20 protein-coding genes are annotated in these 26,115 nt (G+C 50.8%); all 20 read left to right on the forward strand.

The annotated features are described in order from the left end of the window. Window positions 1-25 precede the first annotated feature (25 nt). The 20 genes from addB to HNR77_RS07795 all read left to right on the forward strand — a co-directional run bounded on the left by addB (window position 26) and on the right by HNR77_RS07795 (window position 26,110). Entirely contained in the window at window positions 26-3,529 is a 3,504-nt protein-coding gene (gene addB / locus HNR77_RS07700) for a helicase-exonuclease AddAB subunit AddB (RefSeq protein ID WP_184182264.1), read from the forward strand. Next, complete coding sequence (gene addA / locus HNR77_RS07705; protein ID WP_184182266.1) at window positions 3,526-7,935, forward strand: helicase-exonuclease AddAB subunit AddA; 4,410 nt, start codon at window positions 3,526-3,528, stop codon at window positions 7,933-7,935. The genes addB and addA overlap by 4 nt, the downstream gene beginning before the upstream one ends. A gap of 235 nt (window positions 7,936-8,170) precedes the next feature. Further along, window positions 8,171-9,355 carry an exonuclease SbcCD subunit D gene (locus HNR77_RS07710; protein ID WP_184182268.1) on the forward strand — a complete coding sequence of 395 codons (1,185 nt, stop codon included), beginning with the start codon at window positions 8,171-8,173 and terminating at the stop codon, window positions 9,353-9,355. Then, window positions 9,352-12,771 (forward strand): AAA family ATPase, encoded by a 3,420-nt coding sequence (locus HNR77_RS07715; protein WP_184182270.1) that lies wholly within the window; start codon window positions 9,352-9,354, stop codon window positions 12,769-12,771. Before HNR77_RS07710 ends, HNR77_RS07715 begins: the two co-directional genes overlap by 4 nt. Window positions 12,772-13,148: 377 nt before the next feature. Beyond that, the gene (locus tag HNR77_RS07720) at window positions 13,149-13,532 is read left to right on the forward strand and encodes a hypothetical protein (RefSeq protein ID WP_184182426.1); all 384 of its coding nucleotides are present in this window, start codon (window positions 13,149-13,151) and stop codon (window positions 13,530-13,532) included. A gap of 509 nt (window positions 13,533-14,041) precedes the next feature. Then, window positions 14,042-14,401, forward strand: a complete 360-nt coding sequence (locus tag HNR77_RS07725) for a histidine triad nucleotide-binding protein (protein ID WP_111271869.1) — start codon at window positions 14,042-14,044, stop codon at window positions 14,399-14,401. A gap of 178 nt (window positions 14,402-14,579) precedes the next feature. Next, entirely contained in the window at window positions 14,580-14,753 is a 174-nt protein-coding gene (gene rpsU / locus HNR77_RS07730; protein WP_005547957.1) for a 30S ribosomal protein S21, read from the forward strand. Between the two features lie 15 nt (window positions 14,754-14,768). Continuing rightward, entirely contained in the window at window positions 14,769-15,212 is a 444-nt protein-coding gene (locus tag HNR77_RS07735) for a GatB/YqeY domain-containing protein (protein ID WP_111271870.1), read from the forward strand. 250 nt (window positions 15,213-15,462) lie between these two features. Continuing rightward, window positions 15,463-16,788: an NfeD family protein gene (locus HNR77_RS07740; RefSeq protein ID WP_184182428.1), complete on the forward strand. Its 1,326-nt coding sequence runs from the start codon at window positions 15,463-15,465 to the stop codon at window positions 16,786-16,788. Between the two features lie 163 nt (window positions 16,789-16,951). Then, the gene (gene floA, locus HNR77_RS07745; protein WP_184182272.1) at window positions 16,952-17,959 is read left to right on the forward strand and encodes a flotillin-like protein FloA; all 1,008 of its coding nucleotides are present in this window, start codon (window positions 16,952-16,954) and stop codon (window positions 17,957-17,959) included. A gap of 13 nt (window positions 17,960-17,972) precedes the next feature. Beyond that, on the forward strand, window positions 17,973-18,575 hold the full coding sequence (locus HNR77_RS07750; protein ID WP_184182274.1) for a hypothetical protein: 603 nt from the start codon (window positions 17,973-17,975) through the stop codon (window positions 18,573-18,575). A gap of 172 nt (window positions 18,576-18,747) precedes the next feature. Then, complete coding sequence (gene yqfC / locus HNR77_RS07755) at window positions 18,748-19,041, forward strand: sporulation protein YqfC (RefSeq protein WP_145404117.1); 294 nt, start codon at window positions 18,748-18,750, stop codon at window positions 19,039-19,041. Next, a complete protein-coding gene (gene yqfD / locus HNR77_RS07760) occupies window positions 19,038-20,231 on the forward strand; it encodes a sporulation protein YqfD (protein ID WP_184182276.1) in 1,194 nt (397 codons plus the stop codon). The genes yqfC and yqfD overlap by 4 nt, the downstream gene beginning before the upstream one ends. Before the next feature lie 6 nt (window positions 20,232-20,237). Next, window positions 20,238-21,209 carry a PhoH family protein gene (locus HNR77_RS07765; protein ID WP_184182278.1) on the forward strand — a complete coding sequence of 324 codons (972 nt, stop codon included), beginning with the start codon at window positions 20,238-20,240 and terminating at the stop codon, window positions 21,207-21,209. A 16-nt stretch (window positions 21,210-21,225) separates the two neighbouring features. Beyond that, the gene (locus tag HNR77_RS07770; RefSeq protein WP_184182430.1) at window positions 21,226-23,475 is read left to right on the forward strand and encodes an HD family phosphohydrolase; all 2,250 of its coding nucleotides are present in this window, start codon (window positions 21,226-21,228) and stop codon (window positions 23,473-23,475) included. Between the two features lie 33 nt (window positions 23,476-23,508). Further along, complete coding sequence (ybeY, locus tag HNR77_RS07775; protein WP_184182280.1) at window positions 23,509-24,006, forward strand: rRNA maturation RNase YbeY; 498 nt, start codon at window positions 23,509-23,511, stop codon at window positions 24,004-24,006. Then, a complete protein-coding gene (locus HNR77_RS07780; protein ID WP_145404112.1) occupies window positions 24,006-24,377 on the forward strand; it encodes a diacylglycerol kinase family protein in 372 nt (123 codons plus the stop codon). The genes ybeY and HNR77_RS07780 overlap by 1 nt, the downstream gene beginning before the upstream one ends. Before the next feature lie 119 nt (window positions 24,378-24,496). After that, window positions 24,497-24,910, forward strand: coding sequence for a cytidine deaminase (locus HNR77_RS07785; RefSeq protein WP_111271878.1), 414 nt, complete (start codon window positions 24,497-24,499; stop codon window positions 24,908-24,910). A gap of 31 nt (window positions 24,911-24,941) precedes the next feature. Beyond that, window positions 24,942-25,841, forward strand: coding sequence for a GTPase Era (gene era / locus HNR77_RS07790; RefSeq protein ID WP_111271879.1), 900 nt, complete (start codon window positions 24,942-24,944; stop codon window positions 25,839-25,841). A 128-nt stretch (window positions 25,842-25,969) separates the two neighbouring features. Further along, window positions 25,970-26,110 carry a YqzL family protein gene (locus tag HNR77_RS07795; protein WP_110897984.1) on the forward strand — a complete coding sequence of 47 codons (141 nt, stop codon included), beginning with the start codon at window positions 25,970-25,972 and terminating at the stop codon, window positions 26,108-26,110. Window positions 26,111-26,115: the final 5 nt, after the last annotated feature.

The following is a 26,115-nucleotide window of genomic DNA, read 5'->3' on the forward strand; positions in this document are numbered from 1 at the left end:
GAACGTGCAGTTTGGAGGATGACACATGTCCGTACGTTTTGTTATTGGCCGGGCAGGCAGTGGCAAGAGCACACTGATCACCCGGGAAATTACAACACTGCTTCAACAGGAGCCGCAAGGCAAACCGCTGATTTTGCTCGTTCCGGAGCAGAGCTCATTTCGGACAGAGCAGGCGTTGGTGTCCTCAGGAGCCATTAAAGGCACGATGCGAGCTGAAGTGTTGGGCTTCCGGCGTCTTGCTTATCGCGTTATGCAGGAGGCTGGCGGCTCTGCCCGTATTCCCATTGGAGCCGAAGGCAAAAAGATGCTTTTATATAAAGTCATACAACGTCGAAAAGAAGAGCTCAGGCTGTTTGCTGCCTCGGGCAGCCAGCTCGGGTTTATTGGAGAACTGACGAATCTATATAGCGAATTCAAGCGTTACGAGGTTCGTGCATCAGCATTGGAAGAAGGGCTTACGGAGTGGGGGATTGTGTCTGCATCACCTATTCTGGAGGACAAGCTGCATGATCTGAGTCTGATCTATCATGACTACGAGAAGGAATTAACGGATTTATATATTGATGATGAGGACACATTGAATGAACTGACAGGTCGGTTGCCGGAAAGCAGCTGGCTGCAAGGAGCCGAGGTGTGGATCGATGGCTTTCATGGATTTACGCCACAGGAGCTGAGTGTGATTGGTCAGCTCATGCTTCAGGCCTCGTCTGTTACGATCTCCTTAACACTGGATCGGGCTTACGAGCATGGTGTGTTACCTGGTGAGCTGGAGCTTTTTTATCCTACGGCAAGCGCTTATGTACGCCTTAAAGGCATGGCTGAACATCTGGGTGTGGCGAGTGAAACGACCGTACTCCATGCTGAAGTATTGCCGAGGTTTAAGGATCGGCCGGGACTGGCACATCTGGAGGCCGGCTTTGACCGGCGTGTTCGCTGGCGGAGTCATGGTGAGGATGCAGGCATACGATTGATCGCTGCTGAGAATCGGCGTGCCGAGCTGGAGGGGGCGCTGCGTGAAATGCGGCGTCTGGCGCAGGAGCATGGAGCAAGGTACCGGGATATGGCGGTGCTGGTTCGCGGTCTGGAGACGTATGCCGATATTGCCGAGCCTTTATTCAGGGATTACGATGTCCCTGTCTTTCTTGACCGGAGACGAAGTGAGCTTCATCACCCTTTAGCTGAATTTATTCGTGCAGCACTGGATGTGGTTCGCCGCAACTGGCGGTACGAGGACGTTTTTCGCTGTATCAAAACCGATCTGCTGCTTCCGCTGGATGGTTCTGTTACCCGTGAAGATATGGACCAGCTCGAAAACTATGTGCTCGCCTGCGGCATCCATGGATATCGCTGGACGGACGGCAAGCCATGGAAGTACGTGCCGAGCTTGTCCCTGGAGGATAATGCTCAGGAAGCGCGAAGCCGGGGGCGTGATGCTGTATTGTCACTGATGGAGAGATGTCGGACCGTCATTATATCGTCTCTCGGCATGTTTGAGAAACGAATGAGAAAAGCCAAAACGGCTGCCGCTCAATGTGAGGCGTTATTCCAGCTGCTGGAGGATGCTGACATTGCATACAAGCTGGATCAGATGTCTGCTCAGGCCAAAGCGCAGGGGGATCCGGAGCGTTCCAGAGAGCATCGCCAGATGTGGGGGGCTGTACTGGATCTGCTGGATCAAATGGTAGATATGATGGGTGATGAACGTCTGGACGTGCATTTATTCGCGGGCATGATGGAAACCGGATTGACCGAGCTCAAGCTGGGGCTGGTTCCGCCTGCACTGGATCAAGTGTTGTTTGGTTCGATGGACCGTACACGTCTGCGGGATATCAAATACGTATTTATTCTTGGAGCAGTAGATGGCGAGCTGCCCGCGATCCCTCAGGATAGCGGGGTGTTAACGGAGCACGAGAGATTGCTGCTGACAGAAAGAGGCGTGAGTCTTGGACCTGGTGCAACGAGACTTATGCTGGATGAGCGCTTTCTGATCTATACGGCGCTGACAGCAGCCAGCAAGCAGTTATGGCTCAGCTATCCTGTAGCAGATGATGAAGGCAAATCTCTGCTGCCTTCCGAGATTGTGCGCCATGTACGCAAAATGTTTGCATTGCAGGAGCAGCCACTACTTGCCCAGCCGCCCGTTCTGGATTCAGAGGCTGTTCACCTCTCCTACGCTGTTCATTCGGAGCAAAGTCTTTCGATGCTCATCGGTCAGCTTCGCAGATGGCGCCGGGGCGAAGAAATTCCCGAGATGTGGTGGGCCGTTTACAACTGGCATGTATCGCGGGAGAAGAGCCGTCCTCAGCTGGAAAGGCTGCTGGGCTCGATCTTTTACCGCAACCGTGCATTACAGCTGCAAACCTCAACGAGCCGCAGACTGTACGGTACGGAGGTTCGGACAAGTGTTTCGCGTATGGAACGATTTGTGGCCTGTCCTTTCTCCCATTTTGCATCACATGGCCTGAAGCTTCGAGAAAGGCAACTATACCGGCTGCAAGCGCCGGATATCGGTCAGCTGTTCCATGCGGCATTGAGTCAGCTGGCGATGCGTCTGCGCGAGGAGAATCGCAGCTGGGGAAGCCTTACACCCGAACAATGCCGTCAGGAGGCCGAGCAGACAGTGGAACAGATCGCTCCGCAGCTGCAGGGCGAAATTTTGCTGAGCACGAAGCGTTACGGGTATATTTTCCGCAAATTAAAAGACATTGTCAGCCGTGCATCGGTCATTCTGGGAGAACAGTCCAGACGAGGCAGTTTTGAACCGATTGGGCTGGAGCTTGATTTTGGGCCGGGCAAACCTTTGCCGCCGCTTCGTTTCGAGCTGGAGAATGGCTGTGTGCTGGAGATCGTTGGGCGTATTGACCGTGTAGATGTGGCCGAAGGTGAGAATGGTCTGCTGCTGCGGGTAATTGACTACAAATCCAGTCAGACGGATCTCAAGCTTCATGAGGTATACTATGGCTTGTCCTTGCAAATGCTCACCTATCTGGAGGTGCTACTCAGTGCTGCCGAGGAATGGTTGGGGGAAACGGCGATGCCTGGAGGCACATTGTATTTCCATGTGCACAATCCGCTGCTGCAATCCGCAAACGGCATGACCCCGGAACAGGCAGACCAGGAGCTGCTGAAACGGTTTAAAATGAAAGGCCTGCTGCTTGCAGACCGCGATGCCGTAGCCCAGATGGACCGTACACTGGACAAAGGGCACTCCGCGATTATTCCGGTGGCACTCAAGGCAGATGGCAGCTTCTACAGCAGTGCTGCTGTAGCGACGCCGGAACAGTGGGACACCTTGCTTGCTGCCGTTCGCGGCAATATTCGCGAGATCGGGACCCGGATTACGGATGGAGATACAGCAATTGAGCCGTATCGTATACAGCAGGAGGTGGCATGCACCTTCTGTCCTTATAAACCGGTCTGTCAGTTTGATGAAAATATTGAAGGAAATGATTATAAATTGCTGTCCAAACCGGGCAAACAGCAAATCTGGGATATGCTGTCTCACAGCAGGGAAGGGGAAACGTCATGATGAATATGCCAAAACCGGAAGGCAGCTTCTGGAGCGATGATCAATGGAGCGCCATTGCTGAGCATGGGGAAGATATTCTGGTCGCCGCTGCTGCGGGATCGGGTAAAACGGCTGTTCTGGTTGAACGGATTATTCGCAAAATCGCAGACCCTTCCCAAGGATTCAGTGTGGATCGCTTGCTTGTTGCTACGTTTACGAAGGCGGCGGCCGCGGAGATGAAGCAGCGTATTCGGGAAGCGCTGGAGCGTGCACTCGAAGAGCAGCCCGAGGAAGAACATCTGCGGAGGCAGCTATCACTGCTCGGGCGGGCCTCCATTACAACCCTGCACTCCTTCTGTATGGAGGTCATTCGCAGATATTATCAGCAGATTCCGCTGAATCCGGCTTTTCGCATCCTGAATGAAAATGAGGCTGAAATGCTTCGACAGGAACTGCTGGAGGAGCTGTTTGAGGAAAAGTACGGCGAAGAGCAGGAGGGAAGCACATTCCGTGAACTGGTGGACTGGTTCAGCGGGGAACGAAACGACGATGCGATGCATCGGCTGGTGCAGCGTTTGTATGATTTCTCGCGAAGCCATTCATGGCCGGATCACTGGCTGATGCAGATGGCGGAAGCCTTTCAGGTGGAAAGTGTTGAAGCCCTGGGACAATCGGCATGGGTGCAGAGCATTCTGCGTGATGCGGCTCTTGCCTTGAGCGGAGCGGCAGGATTGCTGCGTCAAGGGATTCAGATCTCATTACAGCCTGAGGGCCCAGCGCCTTATGCAGAGACGCTCACAGCGGATCTGGCTATGGTGGAAGAGCTTTTATCCGCTGTGGAAGTTATGCCGTGGGAAAGGCTGCCCGAGGTATTCCAGCCAGCTGCATTTGGCAAGTTGAAGCCATGTAAAAAGGATCAGACAGATCCTGGGCTGCAGGAGCAGGTAAAGGAGCTGCGGGAAACGGCCAAAAAGGCAGTTACCGATCTGAAAGGTTCTCTTTTTGGCCGGAGTGCCTTCACCTTCTGGCAGGAGCTGAAGCAGGCTGCACCGCTTATGCAGGAGCTCTCCAGGCTGGTCAGCGCTTTTGGCGAGCGTTACCGTCAGGCGAAGCAGGAACGTGCGCAGGTTGATTTTAATGACCTCGAGCACTATTGCTTGCATATTTTGCGGCATGAGGATTCCACGCCTGAACATTCGATGCCTTCCGATGCAGCGATGGAGTATCGTGCACGCTTTGACGAAGTGCTGCTCGATGAGTATCAGGATACCAATACGGTTCAGGAGGACATCGTCAGACTGATCTCCAGGGAGAATCCAGGCAACCGATTTATGGTTGGTGACGTGAAGCAGAGTATTTATCGTTTTCGCTTGGCTGAACCAGGCCTTTTCATGAACAAGTATCGCAGCTACAGTGCGAATGTCTCTGGACATGCAGAGGATCAAGGAGATAGCAGTACGCGCGAGGAGACAGGAACAGGAAAACGAATTGATCTTGCCCGAAATTTCCGCAGCCGTGCTGAAGTCGTACATTCCGTCAACGTCATCTTCAGACAGCTTATGAACGAAGGGGTCGCGGAGATTAGCTACGATGAACGGGCACAGCTGGCTTACGGTGCGTCATTTCCGCCAGAGACGCTTGGAGGGGAAGCCTATACTCCCGAGCTCATGCTGATTGATCGTCAAGGTAGCGGGCCGGATCTGGCGGATAGTACAGAAGAGGGTTCAGATCTGGCGACTTCGGCAGAATTGGAAAGTGCCGAGCTCGAAACAGCCCAGCTGGAAGCGAGGGCCATTGCCAAGCGCATCCGGGAGATGGTCGGAGAAACAGACAAGCCTGCTCTCAGCGTATATGACAAGGCCTTGCAAACGATGCGTCCGGCACGCTATGGAGACATTGTTATTTTGCTGCGCTCGACGCTGATGTGGGCCCCGCTGATGATTGAGGAGTTCAGACAACAGGGCATCCCCGCTGGAGGAGAGCAGAGTAAAGGATATTTTCAAGCTACGGAAGTAGAGGTCATGTTATCCCTGCTGCAGCTTGTAGATAATCCGAGACAGGACATCCCTTTAGCCTCTGTGTTAAGATCTCCAATCGTTGGTCTGGATGAGGAAGAGCTTGCCCAGATCCGTCTGGGTGATAAAAGACAGTCGTTCTATGATGCCGTTGTATCAGCTGCTGGACAGTGGAAATCTGAAATGAAGGTGCCTGATCAGCGTTCCGTACCGGAACAAGGCTCAAAAGTGGATAGCGTGGTTCAGCTGCAGTGGCCGGAAGCTTGGTCAGAGCTGGAACAGGCACAGCGGGAATCAGCTGCTACAGCTGAAATGGAGGTCGAAGCAAAAGAGAACGTAGAAGAGTATGCTCGAATTGCTGAACAGGGTGAGGCAGTTTTCCAGGGGCACAAAGAGGTTTACTCGGCGCTGCGGCAGAAGCTCATTCGGTTCATGCGTCAGCTGGAGCAGTGGAGACTGGAGGCAAGACAGGGCAGTCTGAGTGAACTGATCTGGCGCATTTATCGGGAAACGGGCTATCTGGACTGGGTTGGTGGACTTCCTGGTGGTCAGCAGCGTCAAAGTAATCTGAAGGCTCTGTATGACCGGGCACGTCAATATGAAGAGGCCACTGCGAATCGCGGGCTGTTCCGGTTCCTGACGTATGTCTCCAGATTACGTGAAAATGGTGGAGATCTCGGGACTGCGGCAAGTGGCTCGGGTGAGCAGGATAATGTCGTACGGATTATGACGATCCACCGAAGCAAAGGCTTGGAGTTCCCGATTGTTTTTGTCGGCGGCATTTCCAAAATGTTTAATCAGCAGGACCTGCACGCACCATTTCTAATGCACAAGGAGCTAGGGTTTGGTCCGAGATTTGTGGATCGCAGCAACCGGGTCGCGTATCCGACTTTAGCCAATCTGGCCATCAGACGGCGTGCCCAATTTGAACTGCTTGCAGAAGAGATGCGTGTATTATACGTGGCATTAACCCGGCCAAAAGAAAAAATGATTCTGGTTGGTACGGTGAAGGACGCCGCTAAAAAGGCACAGGCCTGGTCTCAGGTGAAAGATAGCCCGGAGCTGGCTCTGCCAGATTATTTGCTTGCTGCTGGACGAAGCTATCTGGACTGGATTGGACCAGCATTGATCAGGCACCCTGATGCTGCTGTGCTGCGCGAGCTTGCAGGGGATCGCGACGCTTATTCAGCTTGTCTTGCGAGTGATGAATCACGCTGGAACATCTGGATTACTACTGCAGATCAGGTGTCACGTAATTTGAATACAGATCCTGTACAGAGCGAAGACAGTGAAGACGGACTAAACGAATTGCGGAGAGAGCGCAGGGCAGCTCTGGAACAGATGCAGCCAGTCAGACTAGGAGAAACAGCTCCAAACACAGGTATTCACCTGCACGTTGATGATATGAACTTGCATGATCTGGTTCCGGATGAGAAGAAGACGCATGAGCAGGGGTTGCCTGATCAATATCAGCATGCCCTGCAGCGTGAGGTTGATCGTCGGCTTTCCTGGACTTATCCGTATGAATCAGCTTCTCAAGTGGCGGCAAGCACTTCGGTAACGGAGATCAAGAGCCTGTCCTCTGTTCAGGAGTATGCTTCGTATGCTCTTATACAAGACATGCAGGAGTTTCAAATAGAAGACATGCAGGAACATCCAATAGAAGAGATACAGGAACAGCCGACAGAAGCAATAAAGAAACAACAGATGAAAGCAATACTGGAACAGCAGGATACGGCAGGTGCAATAACGCAGCATATGCCGGAGACAAACGATTCATTCAAGTTGCATCTGCGGCGTCCCAAGTTCATGGGTGAGAGACAGCTGACGGGGACTGAACGAGGAACCGTGTACCATACGCTGATGCAGCATCTTCCTGTAGACGGGGAGGTTGTGGATACAGAGGTTGTAGAACAGACGATTGCGCGTCTGGTCGCTCTTCAGATTTTGCTGCCTTATCAAGTGGAGGCGATAGACCGAAGCGAGCTGACGTCCTTTTTTGATACTGAACCAGGACAGGAACTGCTCCATGCAGCATGGGTCAGAAGAGAGATTCCATTTACGTATGGGCTTCCGGCACATCAATCTCCGCAGGAGTGGCTTCGTGAACTGCGTCAGAACGAGGAGCAGGAGCTGTCTGGTGAGAGCAACCACGTCCAGGCAGTGCTTGAGAACGAAACCGTGCTCGTCAGAGGAATTATAGACTGTCTATATGAAGTGAATGGTGAGCTTGTTTTGCTGGATTACAAAACAGATCGGGTGCTGGACCACCGCGGAGGTCTTGAGCCGCTAGTCGAAAACTATCGCTTCCAGCTGCAGCTCTACGCACGGGCGATTCAGGATATACTGGGCCGTCAGGTTGACCATATATGGCTTTATTTTTTCGATGGCGGTCATGCGGTCAAGTTGTAAAAGCTTTTGTTATAAAAGCTGCACGAAAGAGATTTGCACGATGAAACCGAGCGTTCCGATTAAGGAGATAACATGGAAAATCGCTGTTATTCCCGGGATGTTTCGGAACTCGCTTTTTCCGAATGATGGAAAATGGTAGATTAAGATGGTACAAAACGATAGATTAATGATGGTAGAAAAAGCCAGATTTATGATGGAAATGATAGAAGATGTAGGGGAAAGAGGTGGAACGGACATGCGTATCTTGCATACAGGGGACTGGCATCTGGGAAAAACGCTGGAAGGGCGGAGCAGGCTTCGTGAACAGGAGGACTTCGTTGAAGAACTTGTTAAACTGGCGGATGAACAGCAGGCAGATGCCATATTGATGGCTGGAGACGTATATGATTCGGTGAATCCGCCTGCTTCGGCGGAGCAGCTGTTTTATGAAGCAGCAGCGCGTCTGACAGAGAATGGCAGACCTCTGGTTGTTATCGCTGGTAACCATGATCAGCCGGAGCGGGTAGCTTCAGTCACTCCGCTTGTGAATAGACAGGGGATTACGCTGGTAGGTACTCCCGTATCGGAAGCTGTAACTATTCATGCCCGGCGAACCGGGGAAACTGCGCATATTGCGGCTCTGCCCTATCCGTCCGAAGCAAGGTTAAACGAGCTGTTAGCAACGGATGGCGATGAAGATGTGCTTCGCCAAGCTTACAGCCGCAGGGTAGGCATGCTGATGCAGCGTTTAGCGGCTTCGTTTCGACCGGATACGGTGAATCTGGCTATGAGCCACATCTATGTGCTTGGCGGTGTAGAAAGTGATTCGGAACGTCCGATTCAGGTTGGCGGTGCGTATACCGTGGACCCTTCCTCTCTGGCGACTGGTGCCCAATATACTGCGCTGGGACATCTGCATCGGGCACAGGCGGTCAAAGGCGAAGGTGTCATTCGATACAGTGGTTCTCCGCTCGCCTACAGCTTCTCGGAAGCGGGGCAGAGCAAGTCGATTACGATGGTGGATCTCACACCGGGCGGTGAGGCGCAGGTGGAGGAGGTGCTTCTGACCTGTGGCAATCCGCTTGTTCGCTGGAAGGCACGTGGAGGGCTGGCAGAGGTATACCGTTGGCTGGATGAGGGACGGGATTCCAAGGCTTACATTGATATGGAGGTCTGGCTGGAGGATGCGATGTCACTCAAGGAGATTCAGCAGCTGCGGAAAGCTCATGAGGGCATCATCCACATTCGTCCGGTATATCCCGAGATGGAAGCGGCAGGGCTGATGGAGCAGCGTTCACAGCTGCCTGTACACGAGCTTTTTCGCAAGTTTTATCAGCGTCAGACGGGCGGAGCACAGCCGGAGGACAGTCTGGTGCAGCTGTTCCTCGAGCTGGTGGATGAAGACGAGCCAGGTGTGCGCGAGGAGGTCGAAGGCCGGTGAAGCCGATTTTACTGAAAGTTGCAGGGCTGCAAAGCTATCGGGAGATGCAGGAGATTGATTTTACTGTACTGACGGAGACGGGGCTCTTTGGCATTTTCGGACCAACGGGCAGCGGAAAATCGTCTCTGCTTGATGCAATCACACTTGCGATGTATGGCAAGGTAGAACGGGCTGTAAACGGGACTCAGGGCATTATGAATCATGCCGAGGACTCGCTTTCGGTTTCCTTTACTTTTGAGCTTGCTTCGGCAGAGGGGGCACGAAGATTCCGGGTAGAACGGCGCTTCAAGCGGAACAACGAGGTGTCTGTCAGCAATACGGTCAGCAAGTTCATTGAGACGATTGATGGTGAAGATCAGGTGCTTGCCGACAAACTGGCGGAAGTGAACCGGTGTGTGGAAGATGTGATCGGTCTGAAAATGGACGATTTCACCAGAGCGGTTGTTTTGCCGCAAGGAAAGTTTGCTGAATTTCTTTCGCTCAAGGGCAGTGAGCGGCGGCAGATGCTGCAGCGTTTATTCCATCTGGAAAAGTATGGTGATCAGCTCGCGATCAAATTAAGTCGCAGGGTCAAGGATAATGACATGGCTCATCAGGCTATCGCTGCGGAGCAGCAGGGACTGGGCAATGCCAGCAAAGAAACGCTTGAAGAAACGAAACGGCTGCTTCAGGCGGCAGTTCAACATGCCGACACCTCTCGGAAAGCGCTGGATATGGCAGCAAAAGAGGCGGAGCAATTAGGCCGAATTCGAGAGCTGAGTCAGGAGAAGCAAGCACGAATGCAGGAACAGCAGATGCTGCAATCCAAGGCAGCGCAGGTTGAGTCGGATGAAGCCCGTCTGAAGCTTTCGGGAGCAGCCGAAGTGATGCTGCCCGCCCTTCAAACGGTACGTGATGCGGAATCGGCGCGGAAACAGCGGCAGCTGGAAGCAGAAGCAGCGCGGCAACAGGCCGAAGAGCATGAACGTTTGGCTGTGCAGGAAGCTGAACAGGCAGAGGAAGCAAGGAAGCAGTTAACCGCAGAGGAGCCAAAGCTGCTGCTGCGTCTGGACCAGCTTGAGCAGGCCAAGGAGCTGCAGCGGGAGCGCGACAGCCTGCAGGCTGATTGTTCCCGGCTTGCACAGCTGATCGAGAAAGGGCAGGCTGAACAGACCACACTTGGGCAGCAGCTGGATAAGGAGCGTGAGCTGCAGCTGCGCGGACGCAAACGGCGTGAAGAGCTGCAGGAGAGCCTGAAGCCGAACGAAGTGAAGTCCGAGGAACGCAGGCAGCTGCAAGCGGCGCTTGAGCTGAAGCATCGCATGGATACGGCGGCGGAACAGGTAAAGCAGCATAGAGCAGACATGCAGGCATATCAGCAGTCTGCACAGCAGGGGGCCGACAAGCTGGAAGCAGCGGCCGCGGAGGAAAGGCGCCTGACCGAGCAGCGGCAGCAATTGGTGGAACAGGCGTCAGCGGGGGTTGAGGCCCTGCTTGCCTGTGAGCAGGGTATCAGCCGCGAACAGAGCTTGCTAGCCCGGGCGGAGGAACAGTTGCGCGGCACGATGCGTGAGCAGGAGCTGCACCGGCTGTCCACCGCCCTGCGCGCCGAGCTGCGCGATGGCGAGCCGTGCCCGGTGTGCGGCTCCGCACACCACCCGCTCCCGGCTGCGCCGCCGGGAGAAGGTCCGCACGCAGACGATGAGGACCTGGAACTGCTGCGCAGCCTGCACGCGGAGCTGCAGGAGCTGCGCTTTGGGCTGCGCCAGCAGCTGCACGAACGCCGCAGCCTGCTGACGCAGCTTGGCGCCGCGGCCGGCGACGCCACTGCCGCAGCCGAGGCCGCGCCTGCGGCAGCGGAGCCCGAGCCCCCCGGATCGCCCGAAGATGGGCGATCTCCGGCGGGCTGGGCGGCGCGTGCCGCTGCGCTGCGCGAAGCCGCGCAGGAGCTGGCTGCCGCGGCAGCGCCACTGCAAGGCGAAGCCGCCGCGCTGCTGCAGGCGGCTGCGGGCGCGCAGCAGCGCCGCATGGAAGCGGCAGCTGCGCAAGAGGCCGGCCGTGCCGGGCTCGCCCAGGCGGAGCGCAAGCTGGCCGAGAGCGAAGCCGCTGCGGCTGCATTGCAGAGCCGCTGGGCCGCAGAGCTGCCTGACATCGCCCAAGCGGAGGCCGCAGGCCTCTATCAAGCGATGCAGGAGCGCGATGCACGCGCCGAAGACATCAAGGAACGTCTGGCCAAAAGCGTGACGTTCCTTGAAGAGAAGGAGCAGCTTGTCCAGTCATTGCAGCAGAAGCTGACAGAATTGGACAAGCAGCTGATCCAGTGGCAGACCGAATGGCAAGGCAGCAGCAAGCTGCTTGCCGAGAAAGAAGAGCGTTTGCGCCAGTGGGTCGGTGAACAACGCGTAGAAGATCTGATTCGTGCGACACAAGCGCGTTTGGACGAGCTGCGCAGGATCGCAGCAATATCTGAACAGCGCTTCAAGCAAGCAGACGCATTGAAGCAGGATTCGGTGAAGCGGGATGTTATGACTCGGCAGGCGGCTGTTTCTGCATTGGAGCAGCTTGAACTGGCGCAGGAACGCTGGCAGCGACTGCTGGAACAGTCCCCGTTTGAGACGGATGCGGCGGTTACACAGGCGGCTATGCCAGCCGAGGAAGCGGAACGGCTGAAGCAGGAAATCCAGCTTCATCGAGAACGCGAACGGGAACTTGCCTCCCACCTGCGTGAACTGGAGCAGAAGCTGGATGGCGCGGTAGTTACCGAGGAACAGTGGACATCATGCACAGAGCGTTTGAAGCAGGCCAGAATGGAGGATGAAACTGCCCTGCAGGCGAAGGCGCGTGCCGAACGTGACCTGGAGGATGTGCAGCAGCGGCATGTGCGCTGGACAGAGCTGGAGACGAGAAGGCTGGAGGTCAGCCATCAAGGGGAGCTGTTAAGCAAGCTGCAATCAGCTTTCCGGGGCAACGCATTCGTAGAGTACATTGCCGAGGAGCAGCTGATGCAGGTCAGCCATGCGGCATCCCAGCGTCTTCGCTTCCTGACCAAGCAGAGGTATTCGCTGGAGGTGGATTCCGGCGGCGGCTTTGTGATCTGTGACGATGCCAATGGTGGAGTCAAACGTCCCGTGTCCACGTTGTCTGGAGGAGAGACCTTCTTAACCTCCTTGTCTCTGGCGCTGGCGCTATCAGCACAGATTCAGCTACGCGGACAATATCCACTGCAATTTTTCTTCCTGGATGAAGGTTTCGGCACCTTGGACCCGGAGCTGCTTGATACAGTCATTACCTCATTGGAGAAGCTGCATGACGATCGGCTGGCCGTGGGCATTATCAGTCACGTTCCTGAGCTTCGTGCGCGCTTGCCGCGTAAACTGGTCGTCATTCCGGCTGGAGACGCCGGTGCGGGCTCTCGAGTGGTATTGGAAAGTTTGTAGACTGGCATTCCTGTAACTTGTCAATTTGTAAAATAGTTTCTTTTTCACTGACATGCAGCAACAAGTGAGTTACATCACAGATACAGGTTCAACCCGCTGTTATACTACAGTTAAGCCGACAAACTTGCTTTAAGCCCCCCGTCGGACATCTGTTCAGGAATGCTTCCTGTATGGATGTCCGCGCAGCCGGACTTCTACCGAAGCCCGCTCACGAGGGGCTTCTTTTTTTATGCAGTTTTTTTACGGATCGCTTTAATTAATCCTTCTTTAATTGCTTTATTTAATGCTCCCTTAATTGACTTATTTAATGCACCTTAGGGGATACTGCTTGCTTCAAATCCGGTGAGGCAGTGTCAATTCGCCCAGTTCTGAATACGATGAAGGGTGAAGAAGAGCTGAACTGGGAGGCGTTAAATGTGGATAAAGCAGAAGCAAAGAAACTGTGTAAGGATCACATCCATCGGTACGTATGCATTCAGATGAACGATGGCTCGTATTATGATGGCATTGTAGAGAATGTGGATGATGAGATGATTTATTTGGCCGTTCCGGTTGGAAACGAAGCTATGGCAGCCCATGCCAATATGGGGCCGAATATGATGCCTGCTGTTCATTATCCGGCGGCTCAAGCCCGCGGATTCTATCCTGGATATGGCTATCCTGGTCCATACCCGTATTATGGATATGGACGGAGACGTTTTAACAGGCTCGTACTGCCTTTATTTGCGCTTACGGCATTAACGCTGCTGCCTTATTATTAAGCATTACTGCATTATAACTGCATCAGCTATGGAGAAAACTTAACCAAGAAAACTTAATCAAGGTCATACCCGGTCAAGAGCATTGTTGGCCTCAGGGTGTGGCTTTTCTTTTTCCATACAACAGGGCGAGCTCATATGCAGCGGGAGCAGCCGAGTATTTTATCAATACCAGCAAAAAAGTTGAACTATTCATTTATACGTGAACGGAGAGGACAGAAAAAAACTGAAAAAGCGGAGCTAAAAGCTTTCTGCAAGAAAGCTGCATCGGAAGCATAAGCTTCGCCTTTATCACCGGATTTTCCCTTATGGAAAAGGGAATCGAAAAAATCTGGGGATAACCGCTACTCTCCAGGTTGTTCTGTCATCGGAGTGGATGGTGTAAATCTTTAGTTCAACTTATACAATTATATAGCTCAATCGTGATAAGGCAGCATTGGACGTAGCATTTTACTTTTAGTATGATATAAAGGAATACATAATTTGAACTCAAAGAAAGGAGGGATTGTACGATGGATTGCTTGTTTTGCAAAATTGTAGAGGGCACCATTCCCTCCAACAAAGTATTGGAGAATGATCATGTCATCGTTTTTCATGACATTCAGCCAGCGGCTCCAACCCATGTGCTGGTCATTCCGAAGAAGCACATCACTTCGATGAATGACGTAACTGCTGAAGATCTGCCCTTGATCGGGGAGATGCACGCAGCTGCGCAGGAGGCGGCAAACCGGCTTGGAATCAAGGAATCGGGATATCGCCTGATCAACAATTGCGGCCGCGACGGCGAGCAGACTGTGCATCATTTACACTATCATTTGCTGGGCGGTGCTCGTATGGGCGCGCTCACAAGTTTGTCTGATTCACATCGATAAGAGCCAAGAGATGCGATTTTGGCAACTTTTCTCGTTTGGGACTTGAAAAACTGCTGCGGCTCAGCTAATATTAAGGGATCACGTTAAGGTTGACACTTTTATTGCCTTTCGCCTATAATGAAAGATGATGAACCGTGTTATTGCTCTTGGACGGTCTGGTCGGAGGGAGGGAAAACTGGTGTCTGAAACTAAAGTTCGCAAAAACGAGACTATTGATGCTGCACTTCGTCGCTTTAAACGTTCCATCGCTAAAGATGGCGTATTGGCTGAGGTGAAGAAACGTAAGCATTATGAGAAGCCAAGCGTAAAGCGCAAGAAAAAGTCCGAGGCTGCTCGTAAGAGAAAGTTTTAGGAGGATTTTAACTACATGAATCTTAGCGAACGATTGAACGAAGATATGAAGCAAGCGATGAAGAGTAAGGACAAGTTCAGACTCTCCACCATTCGGTTGATTCGTTCGACGATCAAGAATCTTGAAATAGATTTGAAAAGAGATTTGGATGACAACGAAGTGCTTGATATCCTGAGTCGTGAAATCAAACAGCGCAAAGATGCCCTCCAGGAATTTGGCAAAGCAGGTCGCGAAGAACTCGCGGCAAATGCCGAAGCGGAAATTGAAATACTTATCCAGTATCTTCCTGAACAGCTTACCGAAGAAGAAATTAAAGTTATTGTACAGCAGACCATCCAGGAAACCGGTGCTTCTTCGAAAGCAGAGATGGGGAAAGTGATGGCGGCCCTTATGCCTAAAGTAAAAGGTAAAGCGGACGGCAAACTGGTTAATCAAGCAGTTCAACAATTTCTGCAATAAAGCAAATTCTATAAACACCTCCTGACTTGTCAGGGGGTGTTTTTTCATAAGTAATTATAGAAAATGGGTTTTATACATGATTATGGGCATATAATTCTTGCATTTACGTATGTATTCAAATATAATTTAAAGTTTTTGAAACGGAAGCTTGCTTTGTGCGTAATAAATACCATAAGCTGGACAGTATAACATTATTGGAAAAGGAGGGACTATTGTGAAGGGAAAGCGCCGGAAGAAGCTTACGGGGTCCATGCTGCTCTTGATGCTGCTGACGCTTTTGCTTCCTCTCTGGATTGGATTACCGTCAGCGCAAGCAGCTGAAAAAAGCGGCGCCGTATATATTATTCCGGTTGATAAACCAATCGAGCAGGGGTTAGGCAAATTTATGGAGCGCGGTTTCAAGGAAGCAGAGAAAATGAACGCTGGCTTGATCGTTCTCGATATCAATACGCCGGGAGGCCGTGTCGATACAGCTGAAAAGCTTGGAATCATGATTAAAGAAAGCCCGATTGAAACTGTGGCATTTGTTCGCGGGGATGCTGCATCAGCCGGGAGTTTTTTAGCGCTGAATGCAGATAAGATCGTCATGTCTCCCGGAAGTATGATCGGGGCTGCTGCCATGGTGGATAGCACAGGCAAACATGTAGATGATCCCAAGCTGGTAGCCTTCTGGAAAAGCAAAATGCAAGGAGCTGCCGAGAAGAGCGGTCGGGATAGCGATATTGCGGCTGGTATGACGGATGTCAACATCGTAGTCGAGATGCCGGAGATCAATAAAACGAAGCAAAAAGGTGAAATTATTGCTCTCTCCGCTGAAGAAGCGCTGAAGGTGGGATATGCAGATCATATCAGTAATACACCTGAAGAAGCGGCATCCTGGCTTGGGTATGGTCAAGGAGATGTGTTCAAGATGGAACGCACGACTGCGGAGAACCTCTCCACTTTTCTGACCAATCCGATCATAATGACGATATTGTTGTTTTTAGGTATTGCTGGTGTCATTATTGAGCTTATCGTTCCTGGCTTTGGCGTACCGGGAATCGTTGGTATTGTATGTTTTGTTCTCTATTTCTCTGGTAACTACATTGCGGGGTTTGCCGGAGCGGAAACATGGGTATTATTTACGATCGGGCTTGTCATGATGATCCTGGAGATGTTTATTCCCAGCATGGGTATTCTGGGTATTCTCGGATCGATTGCACTGGTAGCGGGTGTAGTTCGGGCAGCCTATGACACGAGTGACGCATTTGTATCTCTTGGCATTGCCTTTGGAGCGGCACTGGTCGTTGTAACCATCATTGCGATTGTGTTCAAAGACAGAGGAATATGGAACCGGTTTATATTAACGGACCGCTTGTCTGCTGATCGCGGGTATTCCTCGGCAACAGAGCGCAAGGAGCTGATTGGCATGCAGGGCATAAGTCTGACCCCGCTTCGTCCAGCAGGCACGGCGATGTTTGATGGTGAACGCATTGATGTGGTTACGGATGGCGGCTTCATTCCTGTGGATACGCCAATTATCGTAATCAAAGCGGAAGGTACCCGAATTGTTGTACAACAGGCATTGCCTGTGTGATTCTGCAAAGGCCGAAGTGAGACGATCGCTTCGGTGGTGTACATAACCACATTGCCGAGCTGCGGGCAATAGGGTGGAAGCATGATTCAGCAGCGCATGTGTACAGCGTCAGTTCTGATGCTCCTTTTTCAAAAAACTTATTGCAAACGGAGGAATTCTATTTATGGACCCAATGATTACGATTCTGCTCATCGCGGTGTTAGCTATTATCGTATTGAGCGTATTTTTCAGCTTTTTCCCGGTGATGCTGTGGATCTCGGCTATTGCATCCGGTGTACGAGTAGGTATTATTACGCTGGTCGCGATGAGATTGAGACGTGTAACTCCTAGCCGGATTGTTAACCCGTTGATCAAAGCAACCAAAGCAGGTCTTGGCCTGAACATTAATCAGCTCGAGAGTCACTTTCTGGCAGGGGGTAACGTTGACCGTGTTGTTAACGCGCTTATTGCTGCACAGCGTGCCAATATTCCGCTCGAGTTCGAACGTGCTGCAGCGATTGACCTTGCGGGCCGTGACGTACTGCAAGCCGTGCAGATGAGTGTTAACCCGCGTGTTATCGAAACACCGGTTGTATCTGCTGTCGCAAAAGACGGTATTGAAGTCAACGTAAGAGCAAGAATCACAGTTCGTGCCAATATTGATCGCCTTGTCGGTGGTGCTGGTGAAGAAACGATTATCGCCCGTGTCGGGGAGGGTATTGTAAGTACAAACGGTTCATCTAACTCTCATAAAGAGGTGCTTGAGAATCCGGATCTTATTTCACGAACTGTTTTATCAAAAGGACTGGACTCCGGAACTGCGTTTGAAATTTTGTCCATTGATATTGCGGACGTTGATGTAGGTAAAAACATTGGAGCCTTCTTGCAAACGGAGCAGGCTGAAGCGGATAAACGTATTGCACAGGCAAAAGCGGAAGAACGCCGTGCGATGGCCGTAGCCCAGGAACAAGAGATGAAAGCGCGCGTAGTTGAGATGAGAGCACGAGTAGTCGAGTCGGAATCCGAAGTACCTCTTGCAATGGCTGAAGCGCTTCGCAGTGGTAAAATTGGTGTAATGGATTATATGAATCTGAAAAACATTGAAGCAGATACTCAGATGCGTAATTCTTTGGGAAAACCTGCTGAAGGTTCGAATTCCAGCGATCAAGGTGATTCCAAAAACGGAAGATAGGCGGTGAATGCATATGAGCCTATTCGAATGGATCTTTAACAATCTGTATGTGGTAGCCGTTGCCGCCTTTGTACTCTTTTCATTCCTGGGCAAGCTAGGGAAGTCGGCTAATCCGAATCAGAAGCGTTCTGGTAACGGAATGCCTACATTTGGTGGCGGTGATGACCGCAATCGTCGTGCAGACAATGCTCCTACGCAGCAGCCATCCAGATCGGATGACCGTCGATATGAGGAACAGTATGATGAACGCTATGACGATGAGCGCTACGATCAACAATATGACGAGCGTTATGATCAGCCTTATTCCGAGCCTGCTGCATCCTCTCGCCAGGGAGATGATTTCGGTCGTGAACAGCCACTGGACAATATGCGCAGCTCGGTAGATGAACAGATGAGAAAAATGGAAGAGCAGCAGCGTGCGATACAGAAGAGGTTGAACCGGATTTCGTCTGCAAGCGCTCCTTCTGCGTTGAATTCAAGTGTAGGAGATACGGATACTTCGGATTCAGGCAGCTCGCGTCTTCGTGCCGAGGATATTCGCACAGGTGTGCTTTGGGCGGAGGTGCTTGGTGCTCCACGCTCGAAGCAGCCGTTCGGTACAAGAGGCAAGCTGTAGTTTGTGGCAAGTTGAAATGAAGCCTTTTCTGGTGAGTAATGTGCTCCCGGAGAAGGCTTTTTTCGTATGCTTGTTTTTTCTGGAAAATAAGTACCTAACCGCTCGCCGATTCTTCATAATTCCCTGAATTTGCGCATAAGTTGAACTGTAGAGGAAGGGGGAAGACCTTCGAATGACCCGGATCAGCCGCAAGCTGCGCAGATGGACCAGTGAGGTGCTCGATCTGCCGCAGGATGTGCTTTATGATATGCCACGGTTAACCCTGATCGGCAGCAAGCAGCTGTATATAGAGAATCATCGGGGTGTGATTCATTTTACACCGAATCGCATCGTGCTCGCCCTGTCACAAGGCCAATTGGAGATCAAAGGCAGTGCCTTGGTTATACGTAACATTTTGCCTGATGAAGTAGCTGTAGAAGGTACGATTCTGGATATTCATATGAATGGAGTGGAGGGGAACGAATGAAGCAGCCAAGTCTGTATAAATTGCGAGGCGCCGTGCGGATTAAGGTTACAGGCGGAGATATCGAGACGTTAATCAACATGATCACCGAACAGAGACTAAGTGTATGGGATTTACGTGCGCAGGATGGACGCCAGGCGGAGATGAGCATATTGCTTCCGCATTTTTTCAGACTGCGTCCCATCGTAAAAGGGACAGGCTGCAGAGTGAAAATCACACATCGCAGCGGTTTTCCCTTTTTTGCGGCTCGCCTCCTGCGCAGGAAGTTTTTTGTATTGGGTATGGTGTTTTTTATGGCAGCGTTATTTGCATTATCCTCTATGGTCTGGAATGTGGAGGTCAAAGGCAATGTGAGAATTCCGACAGACGAAGTGCTGGCCGCAGCTAAAAAGGAGGGTATTTATCCTTTACAATGGTCATTTCGAATGGGAAGTCAGGACAAGCTCTCAAGGCAGCTGGCCCTTGCACTCCCGGATGTAACCTGGGTTGGCGTAACCAAAGAGGGGACAAGTGTCACCATCCAGGTGGTAGAGTCGGCACAGCCCAAGCGTGAGCCTTTGCTGAGTCCCAGACATCTCATCAGTAAATCGGATGCTGTAGTCACCCAGATTTATGCGGAACAGGGACGACCTGTTGTGCAGAAGGACATGCGTGTGAAGAAAGGACAAGTGCTGATCTCGGGTATTCTCGGTGATGAGGAGAACACCAAAACGATTGTTGCCAAAGGAGAAGTTCGCGGAATGGTATGGCGGGAGTATGATATCCAGGTGCCGCTTCTTCAGAAACATCAAACGATGACGGGGGAGAGCAAAGAGCGATTTTATGTGGTGCTGGGGGATTGGGCTATACAATTATGGGGTTATGGAAATACACCCTTCAAGTCATATGATACGGAGACCTATCACAAGCCGCTGACATGGCGTTCCTTCAACCTGCCTATGGGATGGATGACGGAGAAGGATATGGAAACAAGCTTTCATCAGGAAGAACAGACGGTGACCTGGGCCAAAACGAAAGGTTTGGAGGGGGCACGAAACGATATTTTAGCCAAAAACGGCAAGGGAACGAAAATTTTAAGTGAAAAAATTTTGCATGAGAAGAAAGAGAATGGTAAAGTTTATATGAAAGTATTATTTGAAGTGGAAGAGAACATCGCGGAAGAACTTCCGTTAGTCCATAGTCAAGGAGAATGAGGATATTTGTCAGAGCAAACACGCAGCATACAAATCTCGCTCCAGAGTGCGGGAGAGGGTCAAGCACTATTCGGACCCCAAGATATTTTTCTGAAACTGATTGAGAACGAAATTCCTGCCCAGATCGCATCACGCGAAGCAGAGATTAATATCTTTGGTACTGCGCAGCATGTAGAATCACTTGAACAATTATTTGATGTTTTACTACAATTGATCCGTAACGGGTATGTGTTAACTGAACGAGATGTCCTGTATGCTATCGAGCTTGCCAAGGATTTGCGTGCAGAACAACTGCTGGATCTATTCAAGGGTGAAATTACAACGACATTCCGCGGGAAGCCAATTCGTGTAAAAACGATTGGACAGAAGCACTATGTCACAACGATCAAAAAGAGAGATATCGTATTCGGGATCGGACCTGCCGGAACGGGTAAAACCTATCTGGCTGTTGTACTGGCTGTAGCCGCGCTCAAAGAAGGAAGTGTGAAACGCATCGTGTTGACACGACCTGCGGTTGAAGCGGGTGAGAGTCTGGGCTTCCTGCCGGGGGATCTTCAGGAGAAAGTAGATCCGTACCTGAGACCGCTGTACGACGCGCTCTACGATGTGATGGGGCAGGAGCAGACGGCGAAGGCTCTGGAACGCGGATTGATTGAAATCGCTCCTCTGGCTTATATGCGCGGGCGTACACTGGATGATTCCTTTATCATTTTGGATGAAGCGCAGAACACAACGCCTGAACAAATGAAAATGTTTTTGACTCGTCTCGGCTTTGGCTCCAAAATGGTCATTACCGGAGACGTAACACAGATTGATTTACCGCGCGGCAAAAAATCAGGACTGGTGGAAGCGAGTGCAATTCTGAGTGAAGTTCAGGAAATCGGATTTGTGCATTTCGCTGAGCAGGATGTTGTTCGACATTCTCTTGTCCAGAAAATTATTGTAGCTTACAACAACGCCGCAGAAAACCAAGCATAGAAAGGGATTGTCTAAAGTGACCTCGAAAGAAATGTCAAAAGGCAAATCTTTTCAGAATAGAGCGACAGGATGGAAGTATAGCGTGTGGGCACGCTATCTTCTCTTTTTGTTTTTAGTGCTTCTCTTTTATGTGAGTCTTTCTTCAAAGCTGTTACCAGAACGATATGATATTCAGGAAGGGACACGCAGTGAAGTGGATATTGCTGCCCCAATGCAGATTCCGAATAACAAGGCTACGCTCAAGGCTCAGGAAGAAGCAGCCGAGCGAGTACAGCCTATATATCAGATCGTGCAGATGCGTAATGAAAACCTGATGACCACACTGCTTGACCGTATTGATCGTTTGAATCAGGATGATCAGATCTCGAGTCAGGACAAAATTGATATATATCGGGATGAAATTCCGCAGCGTCAAAAGGATTTTGTGTCTAATTATATTAATAATAATCGGAAAACCGGTACATACTCTGACACGCTGCTCGAAGAGATTCGAAACGTGGTGCAGGAGCAGAGTTATCGTATTCCTGAGGAGACATACATCAAAATCTCTCGTCTGACTTCGGATGATATTCAGGAGATGAAGCCTGTTGCGCGAAATATCGTCAGCAGATTAATGACCGATCAGGTTAGTGAGGCGACAACGGCGCGTGCCAAAGTGGCGGAGATGGTCAGTGCGAGCTCACTCAGCAAACGTACACAGCGGGAAGTAGTGCAGGAGCTCTCACGCCTGGTAGTTACTGCCAATCGTTTTTACGATGAAGAGGCCACCAAGGAAGCGAAGGTCCAGGCACGTGAAAATACACCAACGGTGTTTATCAAACAGGGGGATACGCTGGTAGCCAAAGGGGAACTGATTACTCCTGAAATGTATGCACTGCTTAGTGAAAATGATCTGCTGAAAAATGAAGTTAACTACTGGCCGCAGCTGGGATTGCTTCTGTTCTCATGCATGCTGTCAGCGGGGATTTTGATGTTTATTCAGCAGAGCAGCGGGACACATTTCAAATATAATAATGCGCAGCTGCTTATGCTTGTTATTATTTTTATAATCACAATTGTAGTCATGCATGTCACAGCAGTGATTCAGACGAATGAGCGACCATTTATCGGTTTTCTCGCTCCGGTGGCCGTGGGAGCCATGCTGATTGCGTTGCTGCTGGATACAACACTTGCTTTTGTATGCTCCATCCTGATCGGACTGTTGTCCAGTATCATTCTGAATACACATCAGGGGCAGCTTTTCGACTTTGAGCTTGGGTTCTTTGCCATTGTTGTTTCGTTTGTAGCGATCTTTGCTACACATCGTGCGAGTCAGCGCTCAACCATCTTGAAGGGTGCCATTATGGTCTGCCTGTTTGGGTCATTGGCGGTATTTACACTAGCTCTGATTGATACTGGTGACTGGAATCGTACAACCGCGTTATATGGTATTGGGTGCGCCTTTGCCGGCGGTGTGCTTACAGCAATTCTGGTTATCGGATTAATGCCGTTTTTTGAAACGTCATTTGGCATCTTGTCCGCACTCAAGCTCGTGGAACTCTCCAATCCCAACCATCCTTTGCTTCGCAAATTACTTACGGAGACACCAGGCACGTATCACCACAGCGTTATGGTTGGCAACTTATCCGAGGCAGCAGCAGAAGCGATAGGGGCTAATGGATTGTTATGTCGTGTCGGATCGTATTATCATGATATTGGCAAGACCAAGCGGCCTGTCTATTTTATAGAAAATCAGAACAATATGGAAAATCCGCATGACTCGATTGATCCCAAGCTGAGCAAGTCTATTATTGTTGCTCATGCAAGGGATGGTGTAGAGATGCAGAAGGACTATAAGCTGCCAAAGCCGATTCGTGACATTGCCGAACAGCATCATGGGACAACGTTTTTGCACTACTTCTACCATAAGGCATTGCGTCAGGCGGAGGAGGCCGGAATTGAACCGGACTTCACGGAAGAGGATTTCCGCTATCCTGGCCCGAAGGCACAGTCCAAGGAATCTGCTATTGTGGGTATAGCGGATAGTGTTGAAGCGGCGGTTCGTTCGCTGCGCAAGCCAACGGTGGAGCAGGTAGAGTCTATGATTGAGAAAATTATCAAGGGACGTCTCGATGATCATCAGTTCAACGATTGTGATCTTACGATGCGTGAGCTGGATATCGTCGCCAAAACGTTGAAGGAAACGGTGATGGGTATTTTCCATTCCAGAATCGAATATCCGGAAGAAATCAAGAAACCGAAGCCGACATCACCTGAAGCCGGCTGATCAATATTACGAGCAGACAGGAGTTATGAAGGAATGAGTCTTAACCTCGCATGGAATAATGAACAACAGGATAAAGAAATTACGGAGCCGATGATCGCAATGCTCGAGCAGCTGCTGGCTATTGCCGGTGAAGCAGAAGGCATCACTGAAGGAGAGGTTGCACTCACGTTTGTAAACGATGAGCAGATTCACGAGCTGAACCGTGATTACCGAGGCATCGACCGTCCGACAGATGTGCTGTCCTTTGCCATGAATGAAACCGTGGATGAAGAGCTGGATATTATCTATGAGCTTGATGAGGACGAGGAAATGGAAGAGATGCCTGATGTTCTTGGCGATATCATTATTTCCGTTCCCCGCACCATCTTGCAAAGTGAAGAGTACGGGCATTCATTTGAACGTGAGTTAGGATTTCTATTTGTACACGGTTTCCTGCACCTCCTCGGTTACGACCATCAGGATGAAGCCAGCGAAGCGGAAATGATGGGCAAACAGGAAGCTGTCCTTGCTCAAGCCGGGTTGACACGATAATGAAAAGGCGCTCCTGGGGTCTCGTATTCCTGAATGCTCTGGAAGGAATTGCATACGGCTTGCGAACGCAGCGGAATGTTAGAGTTCACACTGGAGTAGCCATTTTGATGTGTGGAGCCGGATTTTTTTTCAACATTTCGAGAACGGATTGGATGTTTGTACTGACAGCCGTATTTATGGTTATCGTTACGGAATTGATGAATACAGCGGTAGAAGCAGCCGTTGACCTGGCACAGCCGCATATCCACCCGCTCGCAAAAGCGGCAAAAGACACCGCTGCCGGGGCTGTACTGCTGGCTGCGGTGTTCGCCGTCATCATTGGATGTTTTGTTTTCCTGAAACCTGTGATGACCTGGCTGGGACTCTTATGAGGATAACAGCGATCGAAAGCTTGTTCTGTCATCGGAGTGCCCCGTGTAATCCAAACGTTCTAATCAGCTTAACGAAATGAGCTCACAGTTTATACACACCCTAAGGGAGAGAAAAACAAATGGACAATGGCTTGTTAATGCAAGAAGCAATAAAGGCACGTACGAAAGCGTACACGCCATATTCCCATTTTGGGGTAGGCGCAGCACTGCTCGATAGTGAAGGCCATGTGCACCATGGGTGCAATATTGAAAATGCCGCGTACACACCAGGAAACTGTGCGGAGCGTACCGCAATGTTCAGTGCCATTGCAGGAGGACATAAACCTCGCAGTTTTAAGGCGATGGCGATTGTCGGAGATACTGAAGGGCCGATTGCCCCTTGCGGGGTATGCCGCCAAGTCATGTATGAGCTGTGTGAGCCAGACATGAAAGTCATTTTGGGAAACTTAAAGGGTGACTTGTTAGAAACAACAGTGGCAGAGCTGCTGCCATGGGCTTTTGGGCCCTCAGATCTGAACAATGTTAAAAAATAAATTCCAGGCCTAGGCGCCTGAGGAGGACCATATGAAAAAGCAAGCATTCAAATCCGGATTTGTCGCGATCATCGGACGTCCTAATGTAGGCAAGTCTACCTTGATGAATCAGGTAATCGGGCAAAAAATCGCAATTATGTCGGACAAGCCGCAAACCACACGCAACAAAATTCATGGAGTATACACGTCCGAGGAGCAGCAGATTGTATTTCTGGACACGCCGGGCATTCACAAACGTCAATCCAAGCTTGGCGACTACATGAATGAAACGGCACTCAACACGCTTGGTGAGGTCGAGGCGGCTTTGTTCCTGATCGATGCATCAGAAGGCATGGGAGGCGGAGATCGTTACATTGCCGAGCAATTGAAAAGTGTGCGCACTCCGGTCATTCTCGTTATGAACAAGATCGATAAAATTGCACCGGAAGCTCTCCTGCCGCTGATTGAAGAATATCGCAAGCTGCATGATTTTGCAGAAATCGTGCCTGTGTCGGCGATGCTGGGCAGCAATGTGAGCACATTGCTTGAGCAGATCGGCAAGTATTTGCCTGAAGGGCCGCAATATTATCCGGACGATCAGGTAACGGATCACCCTGAGCAGTTTGTATGCGCAGAATTGATTCGTGAGAAAATTTTGCAAATGACTCGTGAGGAAGTTCCTCACTCCATCGCCGTAACGATCGAAGACATGAAAGTACAGGATAATGGGGTAGTTTATATATCGGCCGTTATCTTTGTTGAACGTGATTCACAGAAAGGCATCATCATCGGCAAGCAGGGAGCTTTGTTAAAAGAAGTGGGCAAGCGGGCGCGTCAGGATATCCAAAATCTGCTTGGCTCCAGAATATTTATGGATCTGTGGGTCAAAGTGAAAAAAGATTGGAGAAATCAGGACCGTGTGCTGCGGGATCTTGGTTTTGGACGTGAATAACTGTATGAAATCGTGAGACTACGATCGTGATTTTCGTATCCATTAATTGCAACACATAGTTTCCCTTGCAAGGCTCCATCCTATCGGGTAGAACCAGACGTCATTTCCGAAGAGAGGATGAATTTCCGATGCGGGATTTTTCATGGAAGGTATTTGCGATGACAGGGGATGTTGAATCCTATTTGTTATATACCGAGACGTGTAACTCGTCAGGTCAGGAGTCGGATACTGCAAGGGAAGTGAATGAAGACGAAGAAGCTGAAGCTTGATAGGC

The organism is Paenibacillus sp. JGP012, from assembly GCF_014203995.1.
Taxonomy (GTDB): Bacteria; Bacillota; Bacilli; order Paenibacillales; family Paenibacillaceae; genus Paenibacillus; species Paenibacillus silvae.

What these genes read in the sequence shown, in the direction of transcription:
- addB (WP_184182264.1), top strand. Translation starts at nt 26, where the DNA reads ATGTCCGTACGTTTTGTTATTGGCCGGGCAGGCAGTGGCAAGAGCACA.
- addA (WP_184182266.1), top strand. Translation starts at nt 3,526, where the DNA reads ATGATGAATATGCCAAAACCGGAAGGCAGCTTCTGGAGCGATGATCAA.
- HNR77_RS07710 (WP_184182268.1), top strand. Translation starts at nt 8,171, where the DNA reads ATGCGTATCTTGCATACAGGGGACTGGCATCTGGGAAAAACGCTGGAA.
- HNR77_RS07720 (WP_184182426.1), top strand. Translation starts at nt 13,149, where the DNA reads ATGAAGGGTGAAGAAGAGCTGAACTGGGAGGCGTTAAATGTGGATAAA.
- HNR77_RS07725 (WP_111271869.1), top strand. Translation starts at nt 14,042, where the DNA reads ATGGATTGCTTGTTTTGCAAAATTGTAGAGGGCACCATTCCCTCCAAC.
- HNR77_RS07735 (WP_111271870.1), top strand. Translation starts at nt 14,769, where the DNA reads ATGAATCTTAGCGAACGATTGAACGAAGATATGAAGCAAGCGATGAAG.
- HNR77_RS07740 (WP_184182428.1), top strand. Translation starts at nt 15,463, where the DNA reads ATGCTGCTCTTGATGCTGCTGACGCTTTTGCTTCCTCTCTGGATTGGA.
- floA (WP_184182272.1), top strand. Translation starts at nt 16,952, where the DNA reads ATGGACCCAATGATTACGATTCTGCTCATCGCGGTGTTAGCTATTATC.
- HNR77_RS07750 (WP_184182274.1), top strand. Translation starts at nt 17,973, where the DNA reads ATGAGCCTATTCGAATGGATCTTTAACAATCTGTATGTGGTAGCCGTT.
- yqfC (WP_145404117.1), top strand. Translation starts at nt 18,748, where the DNA reads ATGACCCGGATCAGCCGCAAGCTGCGCAGATGGACCAGTGAGGTGCTC.
- yqfD (WP_184182276.1), top strand. Translation starts at nt 19,038, where the DNA reads ATGAAGCAGCCAAGTCTGTATAAATTGCGAGGCGCCGTGCGGATTAAG.
- ybeY (WP_184182280.1), top strand. Translation starts at nt 23,509, where the DNA reads ATGAGTCTTAACCTCGCATGGAATAATGAACAACAGGATAAAGAAATT.
- HNR77_RS07780 (WP_145404112.1), top strand. Translation starts at nt 24,006, where the DNA reads ATGAAAAGGCGCTCCTGGGGTCTCGTATTCCTGAATGCTCTGGAAGGA.
- HNR77_RS07785 (WP_111271878.1), top strand. Translation starts at nt 24,497, where the DNA reads ATGGACAATGGCTTGTTAATGCAAGAAGCAATAAAGGCACGTACGAAA.
- era (WP_111271879.1), top strand. Translation starts at nt 24,942, where the DNA reads ATGAAAAAGCAAGCATTCAAATCCGGATTTGTCGCGATCATCGGACGT.
- HNR77_RS07795 (WP_110897984.1), top strand. Translation starts at nt 25,970, where the DNA reads ATGCGGGATTTTTCATGGAAGGTATTTGCGATGACAGGGGATGTTGAA.